At 40.2% G+C, this 26,994-nt stretch carries 26 protein-coding genes; 14 read left to right on the top strand and 12 right to left on the bottom strand.

Annotated elements, in window-relative coordinates; all coding sequences use genetic code 11:
* Positions 1-5: 5 nt before the first annotated feature.
* From ACTJJQ_RS02630 to ACTJJQ_RS02605, 6 genes are all read left to right on the top strand, one after another.
* The gene (locus tag ACTJJQ_RS02630; protein ID WP_008349011.1) at positions 6-821 is read left to right on the top strand and encodes an MIP/aquaporin family protein; all 816 of its coding nucleotides are present in this window, start codon (positions 6-8) and stop codon (positions 819-821) included.
* A gap of 15 nt (positions 822-836) precedes the next feature.
* Positions 837-2,333, top strand: coding sequence for a glycerol kinase GlpK (gene glpK, locus ACTJJQ_RS02625; protein ID WP_374998527.1), 1,497 nt, complete (start codon positions 837-839; stop codon positions 2,331-2,333).
* 139 nt (positions 2,334-2,472) lie between these two features.
* Positions 2,473-4,134 (top strand): glycerol-3-phosphate dehydrogenase, encoded by a 1,662-nt coding sequence (gene glpD, locus ACTJJQ_RS02620; RefSeq protein ID WP_039169256.1) that lies wholly within the window; start codon positions 2,473-2,475, stop codon positions 4,132-4,134.
* Between the two features lie 144 nt (positions 4,135-4,278).
* A complete protein-coding gene (locus ACTJJQ_RS02615; RefSeq protein WP_096881181.1) occupies positions 4,279-6,024 on the top strand; it encodes a phospho-sugar mutase in 1,746 nt (581 codons plus the stop codon).
* A gap of 151 nt (positions 6,025-6,175) precedes the next feature.
* Positions 6,176-7,321 (top strand): GAF domain-containing sensor histidine kinase, encoded by a 1,146-nt coding sequence (locus ACTJJQ_RS02610; RefSeq protein WP_406886431.1) that lies wholly within the window; start codon positions 6,176-6,178, stop codon positions 7,319-7,321.
* A complete protein-coding gene (locus tag ACTJJQ_RS02605) occupies positions 7,318-7,968 on the top strand; it encodes a response regulator (RefSeq protein ID WP_277687824.1) in 651 nt (216 codons plus the stop codon). Before ACTJJQ_RS02610 ends, ACTJJQ_RS02605 begins: the two co-directional genes overlap by 4 nt.
* A gap of 146 nt (positions 7,969-8,114) precedes the next feature.
* On the opposite strand, the gene ACTJJQ_RS02600 is transcribed toward ACTJJQ_RS02605, so the two are convergent.
* Positions 8,115-8,363 carry a YhdB family protein gene (locus ACTJJQ_RS02600; RefSeq protein ID WP_008349000.1) on the bottom strand — a complete coding sequence of 83 codons (249 nt, stop codon included), beginning with the start codon at positions 8,361-8,363 and terminating at the stop codon, positions 8,115-8,117.
* A gap of 128 nt (positions 8,364-8,491) precedes the next feature.
* On the opposite strand from ACTJJQ_RS02600, the gene ACTJJQ_RS02595 reads away from it, so the two are divergent.
* A complete protein-coding gene (locus tag ACTJJQ_RS02595; protein WP_008348999.1) occupies positions 8,492-8,875 on the top strand; it encodes a YqzG/YhdC family protein in 384 nt (127 codons plus the stop codon).
* 45 nt (positions 8,876-8,920) lie between these two features.
* Here the strand turns inward: ACTJJQ_RS02595 and ACTJJQ_RS02590 are convergent, their stop codons facing one another.
* Both ACTJJQ_RS02590 and ACTJJQ_RS02585 read right to left on the bottom strand, forming a co-directional pair.
* Positions 8,921-10,396: a catalase gene (locus ACTJJQ_RS02590; RefSeq protein WP_203085379.1), complete on the bottom strand. Its 1,476-nt coding sequence runs from the start codon at positions 10,394-10,396 to the stop codon at positions 8,921-8,923.
* Positions 10,397-10,556: 160 nt separating this feature from the next.
* Positions 10,557-10,988 (bottom strand): Rrf2 family transcriptional regulator, encoded by a 432-nt coding sequence (locus ACTJJQ_RS02585; protein WP_007497090.1) that lies wholly within the window; start codon positions 10,986-10,988, stop codon positions 10,557-10,559.
* A gap of 183 nt (positions 10,989-11,171) precedes the next feature.
* Here ACTJJQ_RS02585 and ACTJJQ_RS02580 point away from each other — a divergent pair, with 183 nt between their 5' ends.
* Both ACTJJQ_RS02580 and ACTJJQ_RS02575 read left to right on the top strand, forming a co-directional pair.
* Positions 11,172-12,371, top strand: a complete 1,200-nt coding sequence (locus tag ACTJJQ_RS02580; protein WP_281215821.1) for a globin domain-containing protein — start codon at positions 11,172-11,174, stop codon at positions 12,369-12,371.
* A gap of 67 nt (positions 12,372-12,438) precedes the next feature.
* Positions 12,439-13,863 carry a SpoVR family protein gene (locus ACTJJQ_RS02575; RefSeq protein ID WP_440599926.1) on the top strand — a complete coding sequence of 475 codons (1,425 nt, stop codon included), beginning with the start codon at positions 12,439-12,441 and terminating at the stop codon, positions 13,861-13,863.
* A gap of 50 nt (positions 13,864-13,913) precedes the next feature.
* Here the strand turns inward: ACTJJQ_RS02575 and ACTJJQ_RS02570 are convergent, their stop codons facing one another.
* Positions 13,914-15,278 (bottom strand): alkaline phosphatase, encoded by a 1,365-nt coding sequence (locus ACTJJQ_RS02570; RefSeq protein WP_440599925.1) that lies wholly within the window; start codon positions 15,276-15,278, stop codon positions 13,914-13,916.
* A gap of 354 nt (positions 15,279-15,632) precedes the next feature.
* Here ACTJJQ_RS02570 and ACTJJQ_RS02565 point away from each other — a divergent pair, with 354 nt between their 5' ends.
* Positions 15,633-16,463: a C40 family peptidase gene (locus ACTJJQ_RS02565; RefSeq protein WP_008348987.1), complete on the top strand. Its 831-nt coding sequence runs from the start codon at positions 15,633-15,635 to the stop codon at positions 16,461-16,463.
* Between the two features lie 456 nt (positions 16,464-16,919).
* Positions 16,920-18,320, top strand: a complete 1,401-nt coding sequence (locus ACTJJQ_RS02560) for an amino acid permease (RefSeq protein ID WP_008348986.1) — start codon at positions 16,920-16,922, stop codon at positions 18,318-18,320.
* A gap of 245 nt (positions 18,321-18,565) precedes the next feature.
* Here ACTJJQ_RS02560 and ACTJJQ_RS02555 read toward each other — a convergent pair whose 3' ends face one another.
* The 3 genes from ACTJJQ_RS02555 to ACTJJQ_RS02545 are packed head-to-tail and all read right to left on the bottom strand — an operon-like array spanning position 18,566 to position 20,386.
* The gene (locus ACTJJQ_RS02555) at positions 18,566-18,856 is read right to left on the bottom strand and encodes a hypothetical protein (RefSeq protein WP_008348984.1); all 291 of its coding nucleotides are present in this window, start codon (positions 18,854-18,856) and stop codon (positions 18,566-18,568) included.
* Entirely contained in the window at positions 18,844-19,902 is a 1,059-nt protein-coding gene (locus ACTJJQ_RS02550; protein WP_047946623.1) for an anti-sigma factor, read from the bottom strand. The genes ACTJJQ_RS02555 and ACTJJQ_RS02550 overlap by 13 nt, the downstream gene beginning before the upstream one ends.
* The gene (locus ACTJJQ_RS02545) at positions 19,895-20,386 is read right to left on the bottom strand and encodes a sigma-70 family RNA polymerase sigma factor (protein WP_008348979.1); all 492 of its coding nucleotides are present in this window, start codon (positions 20,384-20,386) and stop codon (positions 19,895-19,897) included. Before ACTJJQ_RS02545 ends, ACTJJQ_RS02550 begins: the two co-directional genes overlap by 8 nt.
* 386 nt (positions 20,387-20,772) lie before the next feature.
* Here ACTJJQ_RS02545 and ACTJJQ_RS02540 point away from each other — a divergent pair, with 386 nt between their 5' ends.
* A complete protein-coding gene (locus ACTJJQ_RS02540) occupies positions 20,773-21,375 on the top strand; it encodes a lysophospholipid acyltransferase family protein (RefSeq protein ID WP_017360344.1) in 603 nt (200 codons plus the stop codon).
* Between the two features lie 39 nt (positions 21,376-21,414).
* Here ACTJJQ_RS02540 and ACTJJQ_RS02535 read toward each other — a convergent pair whose 3' ends face one another.
* Together ACTJJQ_RS02535 and ACTJJQ_RS02530 are read right to left on the bottom strand one after the other, a co-directional pair.
* Complete coding sequence (locus ACTJJQ_RS02535; protein WP_007497105.1) at positions 21,415-22,746, bottom strand: hemolysin family protein; 1,332 nt, start codon at positions 22,744-22,746, stop codon at positions 21,415-21,417.
* A 58-nt stretch (positions 22,747-22,804) separates the two neighbouring features.
* Positions 22,805-23,245, bottom strand: coding sequence for a MerR family transcriptional regulator (locus tag ACTJJQ_RS02530; protein WP_076821966.1), 441 nt, complete (start codon positions 23,243-23,245; stop codon positions 22,805-22,807).
* Between the two features lie 335 nt (positions 23,246-23,580).
* Here ACTJJQ_RS02530 and ACTJJQ_RS02525 point away from each other — a divergent pair, with 335 nt between their 5' ends.
* Both ACTJJQ_RS02525 and ACTJJQ_RS02520 read left to right on the top strand, forming a co-directional pair.
* Positions 23,581-24,963, top strand: coding sequence for a hemolysin family protein (locus tag ACTJJQ_RS02525; protein ID WP_281215817.1), 1,383 nt, complete (start codon positions 23,581-23,583; stop codon positions 24,961-24,963).
* A 90-nt stretch (positions 24,964-25,053) separates the two neighbouring features.
* Entirely contained in the window at positions 25,054-25,446 is a 393-nt protein-coding gene (locus ACTJJQ_RS02520; protein WP_061418534.1) for a hypothetical protein, read from the top strand.
* Here the strand turns inward: ACTJJQ_RS02520 and crcB (ACTJJQ_RS02515) are convergent.
* The 3 genes from crcB (ACTJJQ_RS02515) to ACTJJQ_RS02505 are packed head-to-tail and all read right to left on the bottom strand — an operon-like array spanning position 25,443 to position 26,923.
* On the bottom strand, positions 25,443-25,808 hold the full coding sequence (gene crcB, locus ACTJJQ_RS02515) for a fluoride efflux transporter CrcB (protein ID WP_171465131.1): 366 nt from the start codon (positions 25,806-25,808) through the stop codon (positions 25,443-25,445). The two genes, ACTJJQ_RS02520 and crcB (ACTJJQ_RS02515), sit on opposite strands and share 4 nt — an antisense overlap.
* A complete protein-coding gene (crcB, locus tag ACTJJQ_RS02510; protein WP_281215816.1) occupies positions 25,809-26,207 on the bottom strand; it encodes a fluoride efflux transporter CrcB in 399 nt (132 codons plus the stop codon).
* The gene (locus tag ACTJJQ_RS02505) at positions 26,207-26,923 is read right to left on the bottom strand and encodes a glycerophosphodiester phosphodiesterase (RefSeq protein WP_440599924.1); all 717 of its coding nucleotides are present in this window, start codon (positions 26,921-26,923) and stop codon (positions 26,207-26,209) included. The genes crcB (ACTJJQ_RS02510) and ACTJJQ_RS02505 overlap by 1 nt, the downstream gene beginning before the upstream one ends.
* Between the last annotated feature and the right edge of the window lie 71 nt (positions 26,924-26,994).

Genomic DNA, 26,994 nt, shown 5'->3' with positions numbered 1-26,994 from the left:
TTTTCATGACACCATTTTGGGGTGAAGTCGTTGGTACAATGCTTCTTATTATTTTCGGAGGCGGTGTGTGTGCGGCAGTCAGTTTAAAGAAATCGCTCGCTTACCAGTCCGGCTGGATTGTAATCGCTTTCGGATGGGGATTTGCAGTAGCGATTGCAGCTTATGCCACTGGAGGAATCAGCGGTGCACATTTAAACCCGGCGCTGACAATAGGTCTTGCATTAGAAGGAAGTTTTCCTTGGGCTGATGTTCCAATGTATATTGTCGGTCAAATGCTTGGCGCATTACTCGGAGCTATCATTGTCTTCTTACATTACTTACCACACTGGAAAGCGACAGACGATCCAGGTGCAAAACTAGGCGTATTCTCTACTGGTCCTGCAATTCCGCATACTTTTGCAAACGTGCTCAGTGAAGTCATTGGTACATTTGTATTGGTGGTAGGAATTTTAGCGATTGGTGCAAATAAATTTGCAGACGGAGTCAATCCGCTGATTGTTGGTTTCTTAATTGTCGCAATTGGTCTTTCATTAGGTGGTACAACTGGTTACGCAATTAACCCTGCACGTGATTTAGGTCCAAGAATCGCACATGCTATTCTGCCGATTCCAGGTAAAGGTCCATCAAATTGGAAATATGCTTGGGTTCCTGTTGTTGGTCCAATTTTGGGCGGTGCATTTGGCGGTGTTTTCTATAATGCAGCCTTTAAAGCGAACGTCACACCAGCCTTTTGGATTGTAAGCGTTATTTTAGTTGTGGTATTGTTAGGACTCTATGTTTCTACAAAAAACCAGACAAATGCTGTCAATGAAAGTATGTAAGGGGAGGAAAACACCATGGCAAAAGAAAAATATATTCTCGCATTAGATCAAGGGACAACAAGCTCAAGAGCGATCTTATTTAATCAAGAAGGTAAAATTGCCCATACAGCTCAGAAGGAATTCAATCAATATTTTCCGAACCCAGGCTGGGTAGAACACAATGCAAATGAAATTTGGAGCTCTGTTCTATCAGTTATTTCAACTGCTTTAATCGAATCAGGAATTGAAGCAGATCAAATCGCCGGTATCGGAATTACGAACCAGCGTGAGACAGCTGTCGTTTGGGATAAACATACAGGCGCACCCGTTTACAATGCAATTGTTTGGCAGTCACGACAAACATCTGGTATATGTGATGAGCTAAAAGCGCAAGGGCACGATGAAACGTTTAGAAATAAAACGGGTCTACTCATTGATGCTTATTTCTCAGGTACTAAAGTGAAATGGATTTTAGACAATGTCGAAGGTGCTCGTGAGAAAGCAGAAAATGGTGACTTGCTGTTTGGCACAATTGATACATGGCTCATTTGGAAAATGACTGGCGGGCAATCACACGTGACAGATTATTCGAATGCATCAAGAACGTTAATGTTCAATATTTACGATCTGAAATGGGATGAAGAACTACTTGATATCTTAGGTGTTCCAGCTTCCATGCTGCCAGACGTCAAACCATCATCACACATTTATGGTGAAACAACAGACTATCACTTCTTCGGTAAAAATATTCCGATTGCAGGAGCGGCAGGAGATCAGCAGTCTGCGTTATTCGGCCAGGCTTGCTTTGAAGAAGGAATGGCGAAGAACACATATGGTACAGGATGTTTCATGTTGATGAATACAGGGGAAAAAGCAATTAAGTCGGATCATGGATTGTTAACGACGATTGCATGGGGCATTGACGGCAAAGTTGAATATGCTTTAGAAGGAAGTATTTTCGTTGCTGGCTCAGCGATCCAGTGGCTGCGTGATGGACTTAGAATGTTTAAAGACTCAAAAGACAGTGAAGCTTATGCTAAGCGCGTTGAGTCAACAGACGGCGTATATGTCGTACCAGCATTCGTTGGTTTAGGCACACCATACTGGGATAGTGATGTCCGAGGCGCTGTATTCGGTTTAACACGCGGTACTTCTAAAGAGCACTTTGTTCGTGCAACGTTAGAATCACTTGCTTATCAAACGAAAGATGTTTTAGATGCGATGGAAAAAGATTCAAACATCTCACTTAAAACATTGCGCGTCGATGGCGGGGCTGTAAAGAATGATTTCTTAATGGGCTTCCAAAGTGATTTGCTCGATGTACCAGTAGAACGTCCAGAAATTAATGAAACGACGGCACTCGGTGCGGCCTATCTTGCGGGAATTGCAGTTGGCTTCTGGAACGACCGTTCAGACATTGCAAAACAATGGAACCTTGACAAGCGCTTTGAACCTAAAATGGAAGAAGACAGCCGTGACTCGTTATACAGCGGGTGGAAAAAGGCTGTAAAAGCAGCTCAAGCTTTCAAATAAACAAAAAGTATGGTATACTTCAAGTAAGTTAATAGAACGGTTGGAGAACTGGAGAGACCGCAAGCACCGAAGTGTAGAAATACGCTTTGGGTGTTTGCGGTCTCTTTTTCTTTACCGTACAACATGGGAGGAACAAGAGATGACTTTTTCTAGCTTAGAAAGAGAACAAATGCTTCAGGACATGACAAAAAAACCATATGATGTGTTTATCATTGGTGGGGGTATTACTGGCGCTGGTACAGCACTTGATGCGGCTTCACGCGGAATGCGTGTCGGTCTTGCGGAAATGCAGGACTTCGCAGCAGGTACGTCTAGCCGCTCAACGAAACTTGTACACGGCGGACTTCGTTATTTAAAACAATTTGAAGTGAAAATGGTCGCAGAGGTCGGTAAAGAGCGTGCCATCGTTTACGAAAACGGTCCTCATGTGACAACGCCAGAATGGATGCTTCTCCCGATGCATAAAGGCGGGACATTCGGTAAGTTTTCAACTTCAATCGGACTTAGAGTATATGACTTTTTAGCTGGCGTTAAGCATAGTGAACGTAGAAGTATGCTAAGTGCAAAAGAGACACTTGCAAAAGAACCACTTGTGAAAAAGGATGGCTTAAAAGGTGGGGGCTACTATGTTGAATACCGTACAGATGATGCACGCCTGACAATTGAAGTCATGAAAGAGGCTGTGAAATTCGGGGCAGAAGCGGTCAACTATGCGAAAGTAAAAGAATTTATTTATGATAAAGGCAAAGTTGTCGGTGTTGTCATTGAAGATGTCACAACACAGAAAACATACGATGTATATGCGAAAAAAATCGTCAATGCGACAGGTCCATGGGTCGATCAGCTAAGAGACAAGGACCACTCAAAAGAGGGGAAACATTTACAACATACAAAAGGAATTCACTTAGTATTTGACCAATCTGTTTTCCCATTAAAACAAGCAATCTACTTTGACACACCTGATAAACGGATGGTCTTTGCGATTCCAAGAGAAGGCAAAACGTACGTTGGTACAACAGATACAGTGTACAAAAAACAGCTGGAACATCCGCGTATGACAAAAGCAGATCGTGATTACGTGATCAAAGCCATTCAATATATGTTCCCAGATCTTCATATTACAGAGAAAGACGTTGAATCTAACTGGGCTGGTCTTCGTCCACTCATTCATGAAGAAGGCAAAGATCCTTCAGAAATTTCTCGTAAGGATGAGGTATGGACATCATCTTCAGGCTTAATCACGATTGCTGGCGGTAAATTAACAGGTTACCGTAAAATGGCTGAACACATTGTGAATCTTGTACGTGATGGACTTAAAGAGGAAACTGGAAAAGATTTCGGACCATGTAAAACGAAACATATGCCAATTTCAGGCGGGCATGTAGGCGGTTCAAAAAATATGGCATCCTTTGTTCAAGCGAAAACGGCAGAAGGAGCATCCGTTGGTTTGACAGAACCGATTGCACAAAAATTAGCTGAGAAATATGGCTCAAACGTCAGCAATGTCTTCAAGCGTGTGGAGCAGCTTCAAGGGGAAGCAGACAAACGAAATATTCCCGCATATGTGTTGGCTGAACTTGTCTATGCGATCGAAGAAGAATTGGCTGTTACACCTGTCGATTTCTTTTTGAGAAGAACAGGCAGCCTATTATTTAATATCAATTGGGCAAAAACGTATGCACAGCCTGTTGTTGACTATATGGCAGATCGTTTTGGCTGGGATGAAGCGACAAAACAGAAACATCAAACTGAATTAGACCGACTATTCCATGAAGCAGTCGTACCGCTTGATGCTGAATAAGTAAAAAGCCGATCGTGTATCGGCTTTTTTTATTTTGTTCATCGTTTTTTCATATGTTCATGATATAACATGACATGAAGGATAATTCCATATAAAATAACAGTAGATGTTATTTTATTGATGATAAGAGCTGGGAGGACGACCATGAGTTGGAATACGAATTATGAGCGTTGGATCAATGAGAAGCACCTGGATACTGAACTAAGGGAATGGCTGGAGGCACATCAAGATGATCATCAAGCGCTTGAAGACTGCTTCTACAAAAACCTTGAGTTTGGTACTGGAGGAATGCGCGGAGAAATTGGTGCTGGAACGAACCGAATGAATGTTTACACTGTTCGAAAAGCATCTGCTGGTCTTGCTGCGTATATTGCAGCACATGGAGAGGATGCAAAAAAAAGAGGCGTCGCCATTGCCTATGATTCACGCCATAAATCTCCTGAATTTGCGATGGAAGCGGCCAAAACACTTGCTTCGAGTGGCATTCAAACATACGTATTTGACGAACTGCGTCCGACACCAGAACTCTCTTTTGCAGTTCGAGAACTGAATGCTTTTGCAGGGATTGTTGTGACAGCAAGTCACAATCCGCCAGAATATAATGGCTATAAAGTTTATGGAGAAGATGGAGGCCAAATGCCCCCATTTGAAGCAGATCAAGTCATTAAAGAAGTAGATGCCATCGAAAATGAATTAGCCATTTCAGTGGAATCAGAAGAAGTATTGAAGCAAAATGGTTTGATCCGCATGATTGGTGAAGAAATCGATCAAGCGTATATGGAAAAATTAAAAACGATTCGTGTGCACCCTGAGCTTGCAAAAGAAGTCGATGTCAAAGTGGTGTTTACCCCGCTTCATGGGACGGCGAATAAACCTGTCCGAAACGGACTTCAGGCCTTTGGTTATAAGCATGTGACGGTTGTACCTGAACAGGAAAAACCAGATCCGCAATTCTCGACGGTTACGTCTCCAAATCCAGAGGAGCATGCCGCTTTTGAATACGCCATCAAGCTTGGCGAAAAGCAAAATGCTGATATTTTGATTGCGACAGATCCAGATGCAGATCGATTAGGTATCGCTGTGAAAAATCATGATGGTGAATTTACCGTTTTGACCGGCAACCAAACAGGCGCCTTACTACTTCATTATTTATTATCTGAAAAACAAAAACTAGGTCAGCTGCCGCCTCGCCCCGTTGTGATGAAAACGATTGTGACAAGTGAGCTTGGGCGTGCTGTTGCCTCAGCATTTGGAGCTGACACGATTGATACGCTCACTGGCTTTAAATTTATCGGAGAAAAAATCAAGCAGTTCGAGGAAAGCGGAGAATACACGTTTCAATTTGGCTATGAAGAAAGCTACGGCTATTTGATCGGTGATTTTGCACGAGATAAAGATGCAGTTCAAGCGGCGTTATTAGCAGTTGAAGTCGCAGCCTTTTATAAGAAACAAGGCAAGTCATTATATGATGCGCTTGTTGATATTTTTAAGGAATTTGGATTTTACAGAGAAGGGTTAAAGTCATTAACCTTAAAGGGGAAAGTAGGAGCAGAGCAGATTTCTGCTATTCTTCATACCTTTAGATCAAACCCGCCAGCTTCTATCGCCGGTCAGCGCATTACGGTCATTGAGGATTATCAATCAAGTCAAAGGCACCTTGTGGCTGAAAAGAAAGAAGAAACGATTCATCTGCCGGCATCAAACGTCCTGAAATATTTCCTTGAAGATGGCTCATGGTTTTGTTTACGACCTTCTGGTACGGAGCCTAAAGTCAAATTTTATATTGCAGTCAAAGGCACATCGTTAACAGACAGCGAAGAAAAGCTGAAACACTTATCAGAAGAAGTCATGAAAGTCGTCTATGACATTGTGGAAGAAACAGCTAAATAAAATATCACAAAGCCATCATGTCATGCATGATGGCTTTTTCTCAGTCAAAAGGATGAGAAAAAATCATCCTTTTTGAGAAAGGGCCGCACAGATGCTCATGGTATAATCAACATATTGATAAGAGAGGCAGTAAAAGCCGGGGGTACACACGATGGGAGATTACCAAGAAAAAGTCAAAACATTAAAAACGTTAAAAGAAATTGCTGAAAAGCTAAATGAAGGGATGGAAATGAAGGAAACGCTTCATGAAGTGCTTCATATGCTTATGGAAGTGACAGGCTTTCAAACAGCATGGATTTATTTTATAGAAGAAGACGGATCGTATGAACTAATGGCAGAAGTATGCTTACCTGAAGCGCTGGCAAAGGATCGAAAGCAATTGATGTGTCAAGACGATTGCTATTGCATCAACCGCTACACGAAAGGCTCACTGCAATCAGCTACCAATATCATCAATTGTAAACGGATTGAAACGGCGATTGAGCAAAAGCTTGGAGATACAGAAGGAATTACCCATCATGCAACCGTTCCGCTCCAAGCATGTAAGCGTACGTTTGGCTTATTAAATGTGGCGGCAAAAGGGAAGGTCACATTTACACAGGAGGAGCTGAATCTGCTTGAAAGTATTGCACTGCAAATTGGTACGGCTATTCAGCGCATGAAGCTTGTGCAAAATGAGCAGCAGCATGCACTTTTAGAAGAACGAAACCGACTTGCGCAGGATTTACACGATTCTGTGAATCAAATGCTGTTTTCCGTGAGTTTGACTGCAAAGGCAGCGCGTCAAATGACAAGTGATCAAAAATTAGGTGAAATGATTGATTTTATTCAGCATTTATCACAAGATGCCCTCATTGAAATGCGATCACTCATCTGGCAGTTAAGACCAAAAGGGCTTGAAAAAGGATTTACGACAGCGATTGAAGAGTATGCACAGCTTTTAGGTCTAAATTGTTCATTGTCTTTATCAGGCTGTATGGAAATAGATCATTCAAAGCACGAAACCTTATTTCGTGTATGCCAAGAAGCTCTAAATAATTGCCAAAAGCATGCGGGCGTTGAGAAAGTAGAGGTCAAACTGGAGCAATCAGGAGATACGTTTGGTATGAAAATCATCGATCAGGGAAAGGGATTTCAGTATGATGAACAAATGAGTCTTCCTTCATTTGGGCTGAAAGGGATGGCTGACCGTATCCGAAGAGCAGGAGGTACATTTTGCATCAATTCTGAGCTAGGTAAGGGAACGACGATTGATGTGAAAGTACCATTTTCTCAAGAAAGGAAGGGATTGTCATGAGGGTAGTTATTGCAGATGATCATCACATTGTCCGAAAAGGACTGGTCTTTTTCTTGCAAACCCAGCCAGATGTGGACATCGTTGGTGAAGCATCCAATGGAGAAGAGGCACTACAGGTAGTGAGGCAGACAAAGCCTGACATTGTCTTGATGGATCTTTCTATGCCTGTAATGAATGGGATTGAGGCGACAAAGCAAATGACGCTGGATATGCCGGATGTCCGCATTGTCATTCTGACAAGCTATGCAGATAAGGACTATGTGATCCCTGCTATCCAAGCGGGAGCGAAGGCTTATCAGCTCAAGGATGTAGCACCTGAAAAGCTTCTCACGACAATGATTGAGGTGCAAAATGGTACGTATCAATTAGACGGTCATATTACGACGTTTCTCGTCCAGCATCTAACTGAACCTAAAGAGCAGAAATGGGCATTGATGAACGAACTGACCAATAGAGAACGTGATGTCTTATTTGAAATCGCGAAAGGGAAAAGTAACAAAGAAATTGCCTCATCGCTTTTTATTTCTGAAAAGACTGTGAAAACTCACGTGTCTCATGTGTTATCAAAGTTAGAGCTGGCAGATCGAACTCAGGCCGCTCTCTATGCAGTAGAATATCAAAAAAATCAGCCGAAAGAGCTTTTGTAAACAGTGACATTTCAAAAGACTTCATGAGTATTTCTCATGAAGTCTTTTCTTCTTTATGAAAGGCGGTTAGTAAAAGGCTGAAAACAAAGAGCTAAAATAAAGTTCATTTTAGCCCTTTGTCAACAATCGAAAATCAACCTTTTCCTTTATGTGTACATTGGTTCAGCATATGCTTCAGCAACGGCAGCTTCTGAAGCATGGTCGATATACTGCAGGAGTCCATATAAACATTTTTCAACATCTGCATCGTTCCGGTTAAATTGATACGCATGTAAGAAATGCTCAATACGTTTCGAGAGCAAATCATCTTGCGTACGGACCATAAGAATAAGTAAATTATCCCATTGCGAGCGATGCGTATAATAAAGTGCCTTATCATAATCTGCCACATTCATTAAACCTTCTCCTTTCCCTTGAGAAGTCCTCATTAGTTTGCTCGGATCAGGTCGACTTTTTCAGGGGAAAAGTTGGTGTCTGCATAAACTGGGTACCGGGAATTATAGGCTGAATAAATGCTTGATGTATGAAAAAGAACCAACCAGCAAAACCTAAACAAAATAGACATGAAAGTGAGAATATTGATATTATGCACCCGAAATTATGGATGCTTTTTGCAGCAGGAATTGTTTTATTTGGCAGTCTCATGGTTCATCCATCTTCACAAGCAGCTGTGCAGCCGGCAGAGAATTGGGAAAGACTTGCGTATACTGCCTTGCAAGATGAATATGAAGGCGCCGCTTTAAACGATTATCATTACATTGGACGTACACAAGTGAATGAAGATCAAACAAAAGATGTGTTTCGCGTGACCGTGAAGGAAGGCTCCACACGATTTGCAGCACATGCAGAAATTTATTTTCATCCAGTGACGGGTCATTTGATTAGTATTAACATATTTCGGTTATAAAAAAGCACCTCTTTTAAAAAGAGGTGCTCCAGCTGAAAAGAAGATTTATTTCATGCTTCCTTGAAGATATGAACGAATATCCACACCGAGTGAATCCGCTAAACGCTGTCCATAATCTTCATCTGCACGATAGAAGTTGCAGATCGCAAGTAATTTCGTTTTTTCATTTACGCCTTTCAAGTCAGCTGTCAGGTTTTTGATCAATGCTTGTTTCTCTTCTTCAGAGTAGCTTCGATATTTTTCTCCAGCTTGTTTGAAATCATTTGGTTTTTCAATTTTTTGTCTCACCATACGGTCACCATGAAGAACTGGTTCACTTTCTTTGTAGTGAGGGTTTTCTTTTGGCTGATCTTCATAACGGTTTGGTTCATAGTTGATATGACCGCTTGGACGAGTTGTTGTCATAAAGCCATCCTGTTGGTTATTGTGTACAGGCGCATAAGGACAGTTCACTGGGATGCGCATGTAGTTTGCACCTAGGCGGTGACGCTGCGTGTCAGGATAAGAGAACAAACGACCTTGAAGCAGTTTGTCTTCAGATGCTTCAATTCCTGGTACTAGGGCACTTGGCGTGAAAGCAGCTTGCTCTGTTTCAGCAAAGAAATTTTCTGGATTGCGGTTCAGTGTCATGCGGCCCACTTTTTGCAGCGGATAATCTTCCTCGCTCCACGTCTTCGTCGGATCACATGGATCATAATCTAGTTCATCATAATCACTGAGCGGCATAAGCTGAACGTAAAGATCCCATGCTGGATAATTTCCTTTTTCAATACGATCATACAAGTCTCTTGTCGCATGCTGGAAGTCGTTTGCTTGAATTTCTGCAGCTTCTTCCATTGATAAATTGCGAATGCCTTCTGATGGTCTCCAGTGATATTTCACATATTTTGTTTCTCCGTATTTGTTTACCCATCTAAACGTATGAACACCAGAACCGCGCATTTCAGCGTAGTTCGCAGGAATACCTTCGTCAGAGAATAGCCATGTGAGCATGTGAGTGGATTCAGGTGTTAACGTCATAAAATCCCAATAACGGTCAGGATCTTGAATGTTGGTTACAGGATCTGGCTTGAGAGAGTGAACCATGTCAGGGAATTTGAGTGCATCACGAATGAAGAAGATCGGCAAGTTGTTCCCAACTAGATCATAGTTGCCTTCTTCTGTATAAAATTTGACAGCGAAACCACGAGGGTCACGTAATGTTTCAGGTGAACCTTTAGGGTGAATAACCGTTGAGAAACGGACAAAAACGTCTGTTTGTTTTCCTTCTTCACTTAAGAAGGCTGCTCTTGTATGTTTCTCCATGCTATTTTCTACTTCAAACACACCATAAGCGCCGGCGCCCCTTGCATGAACAACACGCTCTGGAATACGTTCACGGTCAAAGTGTGCAAGTTTTTCAATCAAATGGTAATCATCAAGAAATGAAGGCCCTCTGTGACCAGCAGTTCTTGAGTTTTGATTATCGCCAACTGGCACGCCTTGATTCGTCGTCAAATTTTTATGATTAGAATTTGTCATTCTTTTTCTCCTCCTGTAAACAAAAAATGGTTTCTAGCAATCTATATACCCTAATTATATTGAATCAAACATGATAGTCAATATTTATTTATAATAATTTTAAATAAATTATTATTACAAGGAGGTAAAGAAAAAGACGAAAGAAATAAATTCTTTCGCCTTAGAGCAGAAGCTCTCTTAGAGCATCTTTGTTTTGTGTTAAATCACTTAATGTGTATTGGTCAAGAACGCGTAAATAAGCAGTGAGAGCTTCATGAAGTACGTGCTTTAATGAACAAATCGGGGAGATAATACAGCTGTTTTTCTTCGGATCAAAGCATTCAACCATGACTAAATCATCCTCTGTATAGCGGACAACCTCACCAATATTAATGCTTTCTGGGCTTTTCCCCAGCCTAATCCCACCATTTCTTCCGCGGATCGTTTCTACATAACCACGTTTTCCAAGATGGTAAATGACCTTTGTCAGGTGATTTTTCGAAATGCCATAAATATCGGCAATCTGCTGAATATTTGACAGTTCATTGTTTTCTCTCGAAGCTAAATAAATGAGTACCCTTAATGAGAAATCTGTATAATTCGTAAGTTTCATTTGGACGACCTCTAAACCTAATAGAGTTTTGTATCATCGTAACACATTTTAGACAAAAACTGTTCGAGAAAGTACTAAATGTGACAACATTTAAAACATGCATTTTAAATATTGCTTTTATAAGCTGTCATCCGTTACGATAAAGATGTATTTAAAATACATCTTTTGAAAGAAGGAATAACGATGTTATCCACAGATCAAATGAATGCCATAAAACAATCAGCCCCTCTTCTAAAAGCTGAGGGAACAAAACTTGTGACTGTTTTTTATCAAAATATGATTAGACAGCACCCAGAGCTACTCAATCAGTTTAATAAAACAAATCTCATGAATGGAAGCCAGCCAGAGGCGCTTGCCGCAACACTCTATCAAGCTGCACTGCACATTGATCGCTTGGCAGACTTGTTACCTGCTGTGAAACAAATTGCCCATAAGCATGTCAGTGTCATGGTGAAAAAAGAGCAGTACCCAATCGTCGGATATCACCTTCTTGAAGCAATGAAAGAGGTATTTGGGTTATCAGAGGAAGATGACACATTGTCGGCTTGGAAGGCTGCATATGACATCATTGCGAATATATTCATCACCATTGAGGCAGAAATGATGGCTGAAAATGTGAAACAACCTGGCGGATGGACTGATGTCAAACCGTTTATGATTAAGAAAAAGAAACAAGAATCTCCATCACTCATTTCCTTTTATTTAGTACCAGAGGATGAATCGGAGCTGCCAATGTATGATGCTGGTCAATACATCACGGTGCAAGCAAATATGCCGGGTGAAGCTTATGTATGTAGCAGACAATACAGCTTATCGGACCAATATCACCCATCTTATTACCGCATCACAGTGAAACGAGATGGGCATGTCTCCACATTCCTGCATGATGAAATGAGAGAAGGCGATATTCTTCAAGTGAGTATGCCGCAGGGAATGTTCTGCTTGCAAGATGACACCAAAGAACCCGTTTATTTGATTAGTGCCGGTTCTGGTGTCACACCAATGATTGGTTTAGTGAAAACAGCGTCGCATAACAATCAGCCATTCACGATGATTCATGCAGACAGACTAGAGGATGTAACCGCTTTCGAACAAGAGTTTGAACACGTTCTCACTTCATCTCCAGAGGGGCGTATTATCCTTTGTAACGAACAATTTGAAAAGAGTGGAAAGAGTGAGCTGGTTGAGAAGGCGGCTTCCCGTATTGACCAGCCATTCCTCCAATCAGTCATTGGTGAAGGGAAAGGCCAATTTTATGTTTGCGGTTCCCCAGCATTTACACAAGAGATGATCCTTAGTTTAAAAGCGATGGACATCCCGGAAGAGAATATCCATTATGAATCGTTCGGCGGGCAGTCCATGAAAGAGATGGAAGTCGTCTAAACAACTGGCTGAACATCATGTTTTATTAAGTACGCTCATATAGTAGGGATAAGTCCGATGAGGAGGGATGGTTTCCTTGAGCGTATCTGAAAAGCGTCTTTTACAACGAGCCATTGATGAAATTACAGAAATTGCAGAAGGATTTGGTCTAGATTTTTATCCGATGAGGTATGAAATCTGTCCCGCGGAGATTATTTATACATTCGGTGCATATGGCATGCCAACACGATTTAGCCACTGGAGCTTTGGAAAGCAATTTCACAAAATGAAGCTTCATTATGATTTAGGATTAAGCAAAATTTATGAGCTTGTGATTAATTCAAATCCTTGCTATGCCTTTCTCCTTGATAACAATTCGCTTGTTCAAAATAAACTAATTGTGGCTCATGTCTTGGCACACTGCGATTTCTTTAAAAACAACTGCCGTTTCCAAAACACAAAACGAGATATGGTGGAAAGTATGTCAGCGGCGGCAGAGCGAATTAAAGAATATGAACATATCCACGGTACAAAAGAAGTCGAGTCCTTTTTAGATGCTGTATTGGCATTGCAGGAGCATATTGATCCGTCGCTTGTTCGTTCAAAATTAAGCTGGAATCTCGACGATGAAGATGAATATGAAGAGGACAAACCAAAACGTCAAACGCCATATGATGATTTGTGGGGAATGGATGAACCGAAAACACGTGAGAAAAAGAAAACGATCAAGCAATTCCCCCCAAAGCCAGAAAAAGATATTTTGCTCTTTATCGAGGCACACTCCCGGGAGCTAGAGCCTTGGCAGCGGGATGTGCTGACGATGCTGAGAGAGGAAATGCTCTATTTTTGGCCGCAGCTAGAAACGAAAATCATGAATGAAGGCTGGGCATCGTATTGGCACCAGCGGATTATGCGTGAACTTGATTTAGATTCAAGTGAATCGATTGAATTTGCCAAATTAAATGCAGGTGTCGTGCAGCCATCTAAGACAGGAATCAATCCTTACTATTTAGGGCTGAAGATTTTTGAAGATATTGAAGAGCGCTACGATCATCCATGCGAGGAATTAAAAAAAGCAGGAGTGACGGAAGGGTCCGGTCGCAACAAAATGTTTGAAGTGCGGGAAATTGAATCAGACATTTCTTTTATTCGAAATTACTTAACGAAAGACCTTGTGATGAGGGAAGATTTGTACTTGTTTCAAAAGCAGGGGAGAGACTATAAAGTCATTGATAAAGAATGGAAGGCAGTCCGTGATCAGCTAGTCAGCATGAGGGTCAATGGCGGCTTTCCGTATTTGACAGTCATCGATGGCGACTATTTAAAAAACAATGAACTCTATATTAAACATTGGTATGAAGGCATTGAGCTCGATCTCAAATACTTAGAAAAGGTACTTCCATATTTGCATCAGCTATGGGGAAGAAGTGTGCATATCGAGTCAGTTCTTGAAGGAAAAGAAGTGATGTTTTCATACGATGGAAAAGGGGTTCATAGGAAGTATCTCACTTAATGATCAAAAAAGATGTCTACGACTAGACATCTTTTTTTGTGATTAGCACTTTATTGGTTTTTCAGCAGTTTGAAAATGTGTTTCGCTTGATCTGTATTTTCCATGAGCCCTTTTAGCTGTTCGCTTGTTGGTCCATAAGCATAAAATGGTACTTCATCCCCTGTATGACCCGATGTGGTCCAGCCTGTATGAGACCTCGTATTAATGACTTTTTCGATGGCATCATCAATTTGAACAAGATCTTTTGTTTCAGCTGCCTTTTGAATAGAGGCGATTTCCTCTTTTGTGAAATCAAGGTCGATGTATTGTTTGAGCGCAGTCTCGACCGTCATACCCCCTACAATTTTATTTGCAATGAAATCAGGTGTCTTTTTTGCTGCTTTGACGGGCTGATAATCCCAGCTGCCCGAACCGTCTGCCCCGAAGGAAAGGCCACCAGTTGAATGATCTGCTGTCGTGATGACTAACGTGTTTTTATCCTTTTTTGCGAAACGAATGGCTTCTTCAAATGCTTTTTCAAAATCTTTCATCTCACTCATCGCACTGACAATATCGTGGTCATGTCCAGCCCAGTCAATTTGACTGCCTTCAACCATGAGGAAAAATCCTTTTTTGTTTTTAGACAGCTGTTTGATGGCTGAGGATGTCATGTCTTGCAAGGAAGGGGTCGTTTTATCACGATCAATTGCTTTATCGAGACCACCGTCAGCAAAAATGCCTAACAATTTTTGCTGTTTGTTTTTTTGTAAGTCAGCTTTATTGGTTACGTAACGATAGCCTGCTTTTTGAAATTCTTTCGTCAAATCACGATCTTTGCGGACAAAATCGATCAGTCCTCCGCCAAGCATGACATCGACTGTATGCTGTTTGCCAATTTTCTCATCGAAGAAATCATCAGCAATGGCTGCTGTGTTTTTTCTAGACACATCGTGGGCGGCATACGCAGCAGGTGTCGCATTGGTTAATTCAGATGTGACGACGAGACCAGTAGACTTTCCTTTGCGTTTTGCTTCTTCCAATACTGTTTTTAGTTTTTTGCCATTTTTGTTTACACCAATGGCGTTGTTGTATGTCTTTTGACCAGTTGCCATGGCTGTACCAGCTGCTGCTGAATCAGTAATGTTACTTTTAGAATCATCAGGGTATGTTTTATGCATGCCAGTGAGGTAAGGATCAAACGCTGTTTGCTTGGAAAGATCACCGTTGTGTTTAAATGAGCGGTAAGTTGAAAGGTAAGGTGTTCCCATGCCATCTCCAATGAGCACGATCACATTTTGTACGTCATTTTTTGGTTTCTTTTTAGCCTCAGCTTTGTCAGCCTGTCCAAATTCAATTCCTGAAAAAATACCAATCGATAACACTGATGCGGCTGCGATTGCAGCTATTTTCGTTTTCGAGCTTTTCAACACACTCATTCATTTTGCCTCCTCATTGTTTATGTATCGCTCTCACGTTTACAATGGTAGAGCAGAAGTGTGGATTCCAAATGACAGCACCGTAAAGTTCACTTTAAAATTGTAAAGGTCCACTTTACATAGAATGAACCAAAAAGAGAAATGAATGTATGATTTATCTATGACAAGATGCATTTGTTTTGTCATGATTGTGTAATAAAAATGAAATAAAAAGAACCCTAAAAAAAAATAATTTTTGCCGAATTAATAAGCATAATGTCGTAGGAAGTCAAGACTATTTCTTCTGGTATTCGATCCTTATAATAGAAAGTAGATAAAAATTCGGATCACGATAGAAACATACAGGAGGAACAAATGAAAAAACAATTGATCACAGCTGCAAGTGCAGTTCTACTTGGGACGACATTATTTGCCGGAGCTGCCTCAGCACAATCAGTAAAGGTTCAAAAAGGTGACTCTCTTTCTGTTCTAGCGAAAAAATACAAAACAACCGTGAGTAAGATTAAATCAGACAATAAGTTGAAATCTAACACGATTTATGTTGGACAAACTTTAAAAGTGAATGGTACTTCTTCAAAAAAGGTAACGAAAACATCAAAAACAACAACAAAAGTAAAAGCGTCTTCAGCGACAGCCACTCATAAAGTTGTCAAAGGTGATACTTTATCTAAAATCGGCAAAAAATATGGAATGACAGTGAAAGAGCTGAAATCGTTAAATAAACTCAAAACAGATCTGATTAAAATTGGACAAAAGCTGAAAGTGAAAAAGACGTCCAAAGTGAAACCAACACCTGTCAAAGAAAAAACAGTTGCTACTTCTTCTTTAAACACGTCTAAACTCGTAGCAGATGCGAAAGCACAAAACGGTACACCATATAAATGGGGTGGAACGACACCGAAAGGCTTTGATTGCAGCGGTTTTATGTGGTATATCATTAACAAACAAACAAAGATTTCAAGACAAACGACTGAAGGTTTTTGGGGATCAATGAAAAGCGTCTCAACACCTAAAGTTGGAGATTTTGTCTTCTTTACAACCTATAAATCTGGCCCATCTCACATGGGTGTCTACCTTGGGAACAACAAGTTTATCCACGCTGCTTCTGATGGTGTGACGATCAGCGATATGACTTCAAGCTATTGGAAGCCAATTTACCTTGGCGCAAAGACATTTGTAAACTAATAATGGATCTTAAGAGACTGCTTACTAGGCAGTCTCTTTTTTTGTATATCGTTTGCGCAGCTAAATCAGTCCTTTATCATAGCTCTCTATGAGTCTAAAGGCTTTTAAATAAGCAAAAGTGAAGACAAGTTATCAAAAGAATAATTTTATTTTCACTTTATAAAAATTATATCAAAAAAGTATAATTTTGTATGTTGTATAATAAATAGAAGAAGCCAAGCTATGATTTGAATAAAGATTGAAGAAAATCTACCCTGATGATTGACAAATATTTTGTTGATAAATAAGAATTTTCACTCTATTTCGAAAAAAAGTGTTTTCATTTTTTAATTTTCATATATAATAATTTTACGCCACTAATTTATTGCGCTAAATTAAATCTAAATATTCAGAAAATAAAGTGAATTACGAAGTGGTGGCGTCTTTAGACGGATACTAAGTTTTGGGAGTGATGGTATGAGCAATTCGTTGTTTAGAAAGAAGAGCATTTCAGAGCTAATTGCGGCAACACAAGGGGAAAAAGCGTTAAGAAAGGAATTAGGTTCATTTGACTTAACGATGCTTGGTATTGGTGCGATTATCGGTACAGGGATATTTGTTCTGACAGGTACAGGCGCCGTCACAGCAGGACCAGGACTTGTTTTATCATTTGTGATTGCAGGTCTTGCATGTTTATTTGCGGCATTGTCATATGCGGAATTCGCTTCCACAGTGCCAGTATCAGGATCTGTTTATACATTTACGTACGCATCTATGGGAGAATTTTTAGCGTTTATCATTGGCTGGGATTTGATATTAGAATATATGCTAGCCGCTAGTGCCGTTTCAGCAGGCTGGTCAGGCTACTTTGTGTCGTTTTTAAATGGGATAGGGATTCATATACCGGTTGAATTAACAGCAGCACCAGGTGGTTTAAAGGGTCAAGTGACATATTTTAATCTTCCTGCATTTATTATTTTAATGATCATCACCTTCTTGCTTTACTTCGGTATTAAAGAATCAAAACGAGTCAACAACATTATGGTCATTATGAAAATTGCGGTGATTCTGCTCTTTATTTTAGTCGCTGTGAAATATGTAAAACCTGAAAACTGGACACCATTCGTTCCTTTTGGAACTTCAGGCGTGTTAAGTGCAGCAGCTCTCGTATTCTTTGCATTTATCGGATTTGATGCAGTTGCTTCTGCGGCAGAGGAAACAAAAAATCCATCCCGCAACTTGCCAAGAGGAATCATCACTTCCTTATTGATTTGTACCGTGTTGTATGTGGTAGTCAGTGCGATCATGACAGGCATTGTTCCATTTATGAACTTTGAGGGAGTATCCCATCCAGTGTCTCTTGTTTTACAAGTAGCCGGTCAAAATTGGGTGGCGGGTATTGTAGATGTTGGGGCGATTTTAGGGATGACCACGGTCATGCTTGTCATGCTGTACGGCCAAACACGTGTCATGTTTGCCATGTCTCGTGATGGCTTGGTACCAAAGGTTCTTTCAAAGGTTCATCCAAAACATAAAACACCTTATATCAATACTCTTTTCTTTGGAACATTGTCAGCATTAATGGGTGGATTCATTCCGCTTGATGAGCTGGCAAGTCTAGTGAACATCGGAACACTTTCAGCTTTCATTTTGATTTCAGTTGCTGTCATTGTCATGAGAAAAACACAGCCTGATTTACCGAGAGCATTCAGATGCCCCGCAGTGCCGCTCATTCCAATCTTGGCTATTCTATCTTGCGGACTGCTCATTTATAAGCTTGGCACCATCACATTTGTTCGTTTCTTAATCTGGCTTGCCATTGGGCTTGTTGTCTATTTCTTATATTCAAGAAAGCACTCCGAATTAAACAAAAAATAAGAGTGTACAGAAAAAGCCAGTCAAGTATGACTGGCTTTCAGCGTGTAGACAAACCCTCGCATTCGGTGTCAGTCCTGCGCTTCGGTGCTCACGAATGTCCAATTCGCTCCGCGCCGATGCTCGTCCTTCCTAGACTGCAAAGGTTTTCTATCACGCTGAAAAGAAGACAAAGGGCTAAAATAAAATTCATTTTAGCCCTTTGTCAACAATCTGAAAGCCAGTCAAGTATGACTGGCTTCTTAGTATTAAAAACCTAATTGAAGATCGACATCAATGGAGACGATCGCATAGACACAAACGATGACAAAAATATTCAGAACGACGCCTAGGAAACCTGGTCCAGTGCGGCCTTTTTTAATGAACAGTTCAATCACACCGAATGGAACTGCGGCCATTGCAAAAGGAAGCATTTGAAACGAATAAAATGTCACATTGCTAATAATGGCGAGGTTCAGCATGAGCAGCGATAAAATAGCGGTGCCGACCGAAATCCAGCCAAACACATTATGCTCTTTAAAAATTCTTACCAATTCCATAATTCCACCTCGCTCACTTTGGCCGTTTTAATGCGTTTTGTCTTCACAAATTTCTCTATTTCTTTAGAAGGACCTGTGACAACAGAACCGTAAACCGTGACACCATTTTGATTGATGTAGCGTATTCGGTTAGAGAGGTCAAGTTCAGGTCTGCCAGAGATCGTTTTTGCCCAGGTTGGATGCTGGTTGACATAGGCGAGGGCATCTTTGAACTGATCAACTTCTGTTTTTGATGTGTGCTGAAGCTCTTTTAAAAATTCAGAGTCTTTCCCGGGAAAACCGATTGGACGCTGATTTCCACTTAATGAATCTTCTGTTTTTATCGCATTCCAAAGCACTTTCATATCATATTTTTTAGCAAATGAATACACGTCTTTCGGTGTGTATGCTTTGTCATAGGATACATACACTTCACTCACTGTTCCTTCAGGTAGCTTGTCTAGAGTAGTGAGTGTTTGTTTTTTTGATGTATCTGCCTGAGACGAAGGGTGCGTAAAGAAATCCTCCGTATTACGTGCGCTGTCGCCATAATAAGAGATCGTAGGCTGCTTTAATTTATCGAAAAACATTTCGATTTGTTCACTGCCGATGGCTTCTGTTTTATTGCCAATTTGTTTTTGTAGCTTAAGTTCTGTGTTCATACCAAACAGTTTGACTTGCCCTTTTAAATCCTTCATATCAATGGCGACATTCGGTTTTGTTAGGGCGACTGTTACAGCGGCCGTTTCCATAAAATGATTGCCTTTACTGTCTGCTCCGCCAACGCCGTAGTATAGATAACTACCTAGTGTACAAAGCGGTAAAATAATCAGCGTAGATATGACAGCAAGCACAGAAATACGTAAATAGGACTTTCTTTTTCCGTATTGTAAAATGGCTTTTTGTTTTTCAGGACTGATGGAGAAGTCTGTCCAATCTGAGTCATTCAGTTCTTGGCTTAAGCGTTTTTCATTTTCTTCGAGCTCTTCTTCAAACGCCATCATTTCTTCTTCATTCATCTCGCCATTATTATATTGTTCCCATCGCTTATTAAACTCTTCATTCATCATTAACACCTCTGTTATATAGTGCTTTTAGGCGCTGCCTTGCACGAAATAAAACACTTTTAAAATTTGCTTCAGTAATATTCATGACCTTGGATGCTTCTTTGTAATTCAGCTCTTTTAAATAATACAATGTCAACGCTTCCTTGTAGTTATCTGGAAGCTGCTCCAAATACATGTTGAGGACTTCTTTTATTTCAATCTGTTCAGCGGGACTTTGTACAGACGTTTGTAAAAGGCCGCCAATGAGATCATCCGATATGGTCACTTCTTTTTTATGTTTCCTGACATAATCAATAAAAGCATTTCGTGCCACCTGAAATAACCAAGGTTTCACTTTGCTATGGTCGTAGGAATGAATATGTATATAAGCACGCATAAAGGTTTCCTGCAATAAGTCCTCTGCCAAATGTTTGTCTTTTGTCATGGAGAGCAGAAACCTGTAAACATCGTTCATATACATTTGATAAATTTCATCGATCGTCACTGATTTTTCTCCCCTCTATGTTATACACGCATAAGAAAGGCATAAAGTTGCACGAAACTTCTCATAGGCCGTACATTACTCATCTCTTTCGCCGAATCAAAATCATTTCTCCTTATCATAGCGAAATTTGCATCATTTATAAAGTATTTTCAATAGAACAAATCAGGAAAAAAACTCAAAAAACGACAATTTTGGACACATTTCTTCCTTTATTCTCTCCTAAAAACACATGCTTGAATACAGAAGGAGCGGTCATCTTAAGTGAAAAGATGATTTTAGTGAACCGTCTCTATTTTATCAGCAGGAGAAAATTTTTAGTACCAGGTAATAAAAAATTTGTTATAATAGAAACAAATCCTTCATTCTTCAAACAAAGGAAGTGCACTATGTATAAATTTTCAGGCTATACCGTTAAAGCTTTTTTTGCTCTCCGAGGCGGAATCAAAGTATATCAAAAAGAGAATCTGCCAACAGACCGGGGGTTTGTCATTGCTTGTACGCATGAGGGTTTTGTGGATGTTCTTGCATTAGGCGCAGGAATTCTTCCGTTTGAGATCCACTACATGGCGAAAAAAGAATTGTTTGCAAATAAATGGATCGGCGGATTTTTAAAGAAGATTCATGCTTTTCCAGTTGATCGAGAGAATCCTGGGCCAAGCAGTATTAAAACGCCCATTAAATTATTAAAAGAGGGGAAAATCGTTGGGATTTTTCCAAGCGGAACACGTACAACAGAAGATGTTCCTTTAAAAAGAGGGGCCGTTACGATTGCGCAGCTCGGCAAATCACCAATCGTTCCAGCAGCGTACAAAGGACCTTCTAATGCAAAAAGCCTTTTTAAGAAGGGGAAAATGCGCTTAATCATTGGTGAACCGATTGAGCTGTCTGAATTTGATCATCTGCCGCCAAAAGAAAGATTAGGTGCGATGACAGAAGTATTAAACACAAGAATCAAAGAACTTGAAGCTAAGTTAATCGAAAAGGGATAAAGAAAACGACCACTTGCTAAGGCAAGGGTCGTTTTTTTCTTAAGAAGCGCCTTCTTCAGCTGCTTCTAATAGTTGTTCGTTTAGTTTTTTGACTTCGATGTATGCCACATGGTGTCCATCGACTTCATTAATGATAAATTCATAGCCTTGTTCACGAATCGCGTCATTTTTCTCGACTTCATATTTTTGTGTAAGGAACCAGCCGCCGATTGTGTCGACTTCTTCGTTATCAAGCTGAATACCTAGTAGCAGGTTGACTTGATCCACAAGGACCTTTCCATCAAAGATATAGTGGTCTTCTCCCAGTTTACGCACTTCGTTGATTTCATCAATATCGAATTCATCACGAATCTCACCGACAATTTCTTCAAGGATGTCTTCAACTGTTACAAGTCCTGCTGTACCGCCATATTCATCTGATAAAATGGCCATGTGTACACGCTCACGCTGCATTTTAAGCAGTAGATCATGAACAGGAACTGTTTCAATTACATGAATAATCGGGTTTACAAAATGTTCGATCGTATCACTTGTGGAACATTCACCACTAATACATGCAGTGAGTACTTCTTTAATATTCACAACACCAATGATGTTGTCTTTATCGCCATCTTCAATTGGATAACGTGTATATTTCTCGACTTTGGTCACTTTCAGCATTTCTTCAATGGTAATATCATGAGGGAAGCTGACAACTTCGGTACGAGGAATCATAATTTCTTTCGCCAGACGGTCATCAAATTCAAAAATTTTATTCACATATTTGAATTCAGACTGGTTAATCTCGCCGCTCTTATAGCTCTCAGATAAAATAATCCGCAATTCTTCTTCAGAGTGCGCCATGTCATGCTCAGAAACTTGTTGAAGACCAAATGCTTTCGTTAATAAACGAGCAGATCCATTTAACACCCAAATGAACGGAAACATCACTTTATAAAATATCATAAGCGGTCTAGCAAATAGAAGGGACACTTGCTCAGCCTTTTGAATGGCGAGTGTTTTCGGTGCAAGCTCTCCAACCACGACGTGTAAAAACGTCATAATACTAAACGCAATAATAAAAGTGACAATATGACTGGCTGATTGAGGAATCGACAGCTCTACAAATAGTGGAGCAAGCATATGCGCAATCGTTTCTTCCCCTAACCAACCAATCCCAAGGGCGGTAATGGTGATACCAAGCTGACATGCCGATAAGTACTCATCAAGATGAGTGGTGACGTGCTTGACAGCAACTGCTGTTTTATTACCTTCTGCAATTAATTGATCAATTCTTGAGCTTCTTAAGCGAATGATCGCAAACTCCGATGCAACGAAAAACGCGGTTAAAGCTATAAGTAAAGCAACTATGAGTAAATTCACTATGTCCAATTAAGGCCTTCGTTCTGACTTTGAGAACGAAGGTAACACCTCCTGTTTAGTAAAAATTTTAACTTAACAGCAGTAAAAATGATTGGACAGCCGTCATTTTTTCAGGAGTAAGCTGCTCTTTTAGTTTTTCACGTTGTTCTGGCTGAAGCTGCTTACAACGTGCCAAAATGCGGTCCATATGCTCATTCATCCGATCGATATCAGAGGTTAAATGGACAAGTTCGTCATGTTCTTCCTTTTGAGAAGGGAATTGTTCATCTAATCTGGATTTGATGTCAGAAAGAGCCAATCTCTGCTGTTTGCAAAGAACGATTAATTGTAATCGTTTTAAAGCATGTTCATCGTAATAACGATAATTAGAGCAAGATCTAACAGGCGCAAGCAACCCTAGATTCGTATAATAATCTACAGTTCGCTTCGTCACCTGTGCAATCTGTGCTAGTTCACCAATACGATACTTTTTCTCAGCCCCATCTGAACATCTCCTCCTAACCGTCACGTTATAGTTTATGAAAATAGTTTAATATAATTCGAGTCTGAAATACAAGATAATTGTTCAGATTTCCTGCCAATATGAAGAAACAAAGGGCATTTCCATCAATTTAGGTTGTCATCTCTAAAATACTGTAGCGATACAGGAATTTTCAGATTATTTATGGTAAGATAAAATGAATACCGTTTCATATATATGTAGAGAGACGGATTTTACGTGAACCGGAGGTGGTTAAGTGGGGCCCTCAAAGTAGTCTTATTTAATCAGTTAACCGTTTTGCAAAAGACAACATCATCAATCAGGAGGTGACTCCTTGTTCTTCTAAGAAAGAGCAAGGTTAAATGGACGATATTGTTAATCTGAGTATAGTCGGAGTTTTGATTGCTTTAACAGCTTTCTTTGTTGCATCTGAATTTGCCATTGTAAAGGTGAGAAGTTCAAGAATTAATCAGCTTGTTGCCGAAGGGTCCAAAAAGGCTATCATGGCGAAAAAGGTGACATCAAGGCTAGATGAATATTTGTCAGCCTGTCAGCTCGGTATTACAGTGACATCCCTTGGTTTAGGGTGGATCGGTAAACCGGCAGTAAAAGAACTTTTAGTTCGAGGTTTTGGTTTGACAAACATTCCTGATTCAGCAATCAGCCTGATCTCAGCAACACTTGCGTTCTCTATTATTACCTTTTTGCATGTAGTTGTTGGCGAGCTTGCACCAAAAACACTTGCCATACAAAAGGCAGAAAAAATGACGCTTTGGCTGTCAGGACCGCTGCATGCATTTTATATCCTTATGTACCCTTTCATTTATGTGTTGAACGGGTCAGCCCGTGTACTAACGAAAATGATGGGTATCGATATGGGGTCTGAAAAAGAACATTCCCATTCCGAAGAGGAATTAAAGATTTTATTATCTGAAAGCTTAAAAAATGGGGAAATCAACTCATCAGAGTATAATTATATGAACAAGATATTCGATTTTGATAATCGAATCGCAAGAGAAATTATGATACCGCGAAGAGAAATTTGTGCGATTCCAGAAGATATGCCGTTAGACGAAATACTGGCGATCATGACAAAGGAAAAGTACACACGTTTCCCAGTGTTTTCAGGGGATAAAGACCATGTCATTGGCATGCTCAACAAAAAGCAGCTCTTTGCAGATATTGTGTATCAAGGAGAAAACGATCAACTGAAGCTTCAAGATTATATTTATCCAGTGATTGAAGTGATCGACACGATTCCAATTCAAGAGCTTCTCGTCAAGATGCAGCGCGATCGAATGCATATGGCGATTTTAACGGATGAATATGGCGGGACATCTGGACTTGTCACAACGGAGGATATTCTAGAAGAGATTGTTGGAGACATTCGAGATGAATTCGATGAAGATGAGCAGCCTGTCATCCAAAAGAGAGCGGAGCATCATTATATATTAGATGGAAAAGTGAGATTAGAGGAAGTTCAAGATTTGATCGAATTGTCATATCATGATGAAGAAATTGATACGATAGGCGGGCTAATCTTAAATGAGAACATTGATATCCGAGAAGGACAATCCATTTATCTTGATGATATTCGGATGAAGGTCTTGGAGATGGATGGACGCTATGTGAAAAAGATCGACCTGAAAAAAGGCGTCATATCATCAGAAAAAGAAAATACACGCACAGGGCTTGATATAAAAGAGCCGCTGTTAGTAAATGAAATGACCTTGAGCGAAAAATAAGCTCAAGGTTTTTTTAGGTATTTAGCCTCTTTTTTTGAGAATATATGTTCGTATATAATAAGAACAAACGTTCGCAAAAGGGGGATGGACATGCTCTGGTATGAAACAGCAAGTATCGCGGAGAAAAAAACCTCAATGAAACGTATTGAGTTTCATTTAAAAAATTTCAAGAACTATCAAGCAGCCATTTTAAATATTGAAAGACAGCTTGAAAAGCGAAGTTCTCTCCAACATCATCATATGGCACGTCAAAAATTAGAAGAGCAGAAAAGTCAGTATGAACTGATTGTTGCTTGTATTGAAACGGCTTTAAAAGAATTGGATGAAATAGAGAAGCAGCTCATTGATTATAAGTATTTTCGAGATTGGCGCATGGCAAAATGTGCAATCGAAATCGGCTATAGTGAGAAGACACTATTTTTAATGAAGCGCCAGCTGATGGATCAACTGCTCATCAGCCTAGCTGCCATCACAGATATTTAAAATAGAAGTTGTCCTATTTGATAAAACGCCGCAAAAAGGCATAAAGAGCCGATAATTGTCACAAGTAAATAGGCAGCAAGCTTTCCTATTTGACGCTGCATCAGCATCGTCGCAGATTCTACACTAAACGTAGAGAATGTGGTAAAGCCGCCAAAAAAACCGGTTCCTATGATCACTAGCAGTGGATGATTGGACGTTACAGCGCCTGTGAAAAAACCTAAACCGGCTGCACCTAATAAATTAATGAAAATAATACTGTACGGGAAAAGGGCATGGGATGGAGTTTTCTGGATTGTTTGGCTGATGAAGAAACGACATGCACTACCGATCCCTCCAGCTACAGCTGTATAAAAAACAATCATTTATCTGCTTCCTTTCTGCTTATTTTGATGAAAGAGCCGTTCAGCAAGTATCAGGCCAGCTAAAGCAGCGGCTACTCCAGCAATGACTGAGAGCAGGATGTACATCATACTTAAATTGAACTGCCCTGCCTGTAACAGAAGAACTGTCTCTTTAGAAAAGGTGGACATGGTCGTAAACCCGCCGCAAAACCCTGTTCCAATCAAAGCTGCAAGATATTTTTTTCCTTTCTGAAATAGAAAGTATCCTGTCGCAAAACCAAGAAGCAGGCTGCCGGAAATGTTTTCAATCATCGTTGCATAGGGGAATGTCTGGCTGATGACAGTTTGACTTAGTTCATATCTGCAAAGTGTACCAATCAATCCACCGATAAAAACGGCGAAATAAGTTTTCATCTGCATCATTTCTCCTTTTGAAAAAATAGCGGGTTATCGGTTACCACACCATCAATTGGATATTTTTTGATTCGATCCGCTGTTTTTTGATCTTTTACAGTCCATATAAACACATCCATCCCGAATGTGTGGATGCGGTCTATCCACCATCTATTGATCATCGTTTTCTTCATATTAAGACAATTTGCAAACGAGCTGTATGTCGTTAACTTTCGCTTTGTTAGTTTAAATGCATCAGGCTTGATAATCAAAGCTGTGCGAAGAGAAGGGGCGAATGCTTTGATTCTTTGTAGTGCATGAACATCAAAAGATTGAATGATGATATGACGAGAATAGGCAAACCGATTGATGATGCGGGCAACTGCCTTTTCGATTCCTATCTGCCGTTTTGGGTGTTTGATCTCGATCAATATCCCAATCCGCTGACTGTATCTTTCAAGAATTTCTTGTAATGTTGGAATTCGTTCATTCGTATACTGTTGGTCAAACCAGCTTCCTGCGTCCAGTTTTTTCAACTGATCAAGTGTATAGCTTTTGACTAATCCGTTTCCGTTCGTCGTTCGATCAACGGTATCATCATGGATGATGACGACGTGCTGATCCATTGTCATTTGTACGTCTAATTCAATATAATCTGCTCCTTGCTCGACAGCTACATCAAACGCAGCGATTGTATTTTCTGGGGCTGCGCTTGATGACCCTCTATGTGCGATAATATACACTTGCTCCAGCTCCCTGACATAAGTTCTGGTCTTATCATATCAAATGCTTTGGTGGTTTTCCTTCTTTACTA

The sequence above is a fragment of the Bacillus sp. 22483 genome, assembly GCF_052044605.1.
Taxonomy (GTDB): Bacteria; Bacillota; Bacilli; order Bacillales; family Bacillaceae; genus Bacillus; species Bacillus altitudinis.
The sequence above is the reverse complement of the archived record's forward strand: the minus strand, read 5'-3'. Positions and strand labels throughout refer to the sequence as shown.

Coding starts and splice junctions, on each gene's coding strand:
- ACTJJQ_RS02630 (WP_008349011.1), top strand. CDS start 6: ATGACACCATTTTGGGGTGAAGTCGTTGGTACAATGCTTCTTATTATT.
- glpK (WP_374998527.1), top strand. CDS start 837: ATGGCAAAAGAAAAATATATTCTCGCATTAGATCAAGGGACAACAAGC.
- glpD (WP_039169256.1), top strand. CDS start 2,473: ATGACTTTTTCTAGCTTAGAAAGAGAACAAATGCTTCAGGACATGACA.
- ACTJJQ_RS02615 (WP_096881181.1), top strand. CDS start 4,279: ATGAGTTGGAATACGAATTATGAGCGTTGGATCAATGAGAAGCACCTG.
- ACTJJQ_RS02610 (WP_406886431.1), top strand. CDS start 6,176: ATGGGAGATTACCAAGAAAAAGTCAAAACATTAAAAACGTTAAAAGAA.
- ACTJJQ_RS02605 (WP_277687824.1), top strand. CDS start 7,318: ATGAGGGTAGTTATTGCAGATGATCATCACATTGTCCGAAAAGGACTG.
- ACTJJQ_RS02600 (WP_008349000.1), bottom strand. CDS start 8,363: ATGAATGTGGCAGATTATGATAAGGCACTTTATTATACGCATCGCTCG.
- ACTJJQ_RS02595 (WP_008348999.1), top strand. CDS start 8,492: ATGAAAAAGAACCAACCAGCAAAACCTAAACAAAATAGACATGAAAGT.
- ACTJJQ_RS02590 (WP_203085379.1), bottom strand. CDS start 10,396: ATGACAAATTCTAATCATAAAAATTTGACGACGAATCAAGGCGTGCCA.
- ACTJJQ_RS02585 (WP_007497090.1), bottom strand. CDS start 10,988: ATGAAACTTACGAATTATACAGATTTCTCATTAAGGGTACTCATTTAT.
- ACTJJQ_RS02580 (WP_281215821.1), top strand. CDS start 11,172: ATGTTATCCACAGATCAAATGAATGCCATAAAACAATCAGCCCCTCTT.
- ACTJJQ_RS02575 (WP_440599926.1), top strand. CDS start 12,439: ATGGTTTCCTTGAGCGTATCTGAAAAGCGTCTTTTACAACGAGCCATT.
- ACTJJQ_RS02570 (WP_440599925.1), bottom strand. CDS start 15,278: ATGAGTGTGTTGAAAAGCTCGAAAACGAAAATAGCTGCAATCGCAGCC.
- ACTJJQ_RS02565 (WP_008348987.1), top strand. CDS start 15,633: ATGAAAAAACAATTGATCACAGCTGCAAGTGCAGTTCTACTTGGGACG.
- ACTJJQ_RS02560 (WP_008348986.1), top strand. CDS start 16,920: ATGAGCAATTCGTTGTTTAGAAAGAAGAGCATTTCAGAGCTAATTGCG.
- ACTJJQ_RS02555 (WP_008348984.1), bottom strand. CDS start 18,856: ATGGAATTGGTAAGAATTTTTAAAGAGCATAATGTGTTTGGCTGGATT.
- ACTJJQ_RS02550 (WP_047946623.1), bottom strand. CDS start 19,902: ATGAATGAAGAGTTTAATAAGCGATGGGAACAATATAATAATGGCGAG.
- ACTJJQ_RS02540 (WP_017360344.1), top strand. CDS start 20,773: ATGTATAAATTTTCAGGCTATACCGTTAAAGCTTTTTTTGCTCTCCGA.
- ACTJJQ_RS02525 (WP_281215817.1), top strand. CDS start 23,581: ATGGACGATATTGTTAATCTGAGTATAGTCGGAGTTTTGATTGCTTTA.
- ACTJJQ_RS02520 (WP_061418534.1), top strand. CDS start 25,054: ATGCTCTGGTATGAAACAGCAAGTATCGCGGAGAAAAAAACCTCAATG.
- crcB (WP_171465131.1), bottom strand. CDS start 25,808: ATGATTGTTTTTTATACAGCTGTAGCTGGAGGGATCGGTAGTGCATGT.
- crcB (WP_281215816.1), bottom strand. CDS start 26,207: ATGCAGATGAAAACTTATTTCGCCGTTTTTATCGGTGGATTGATTGGT.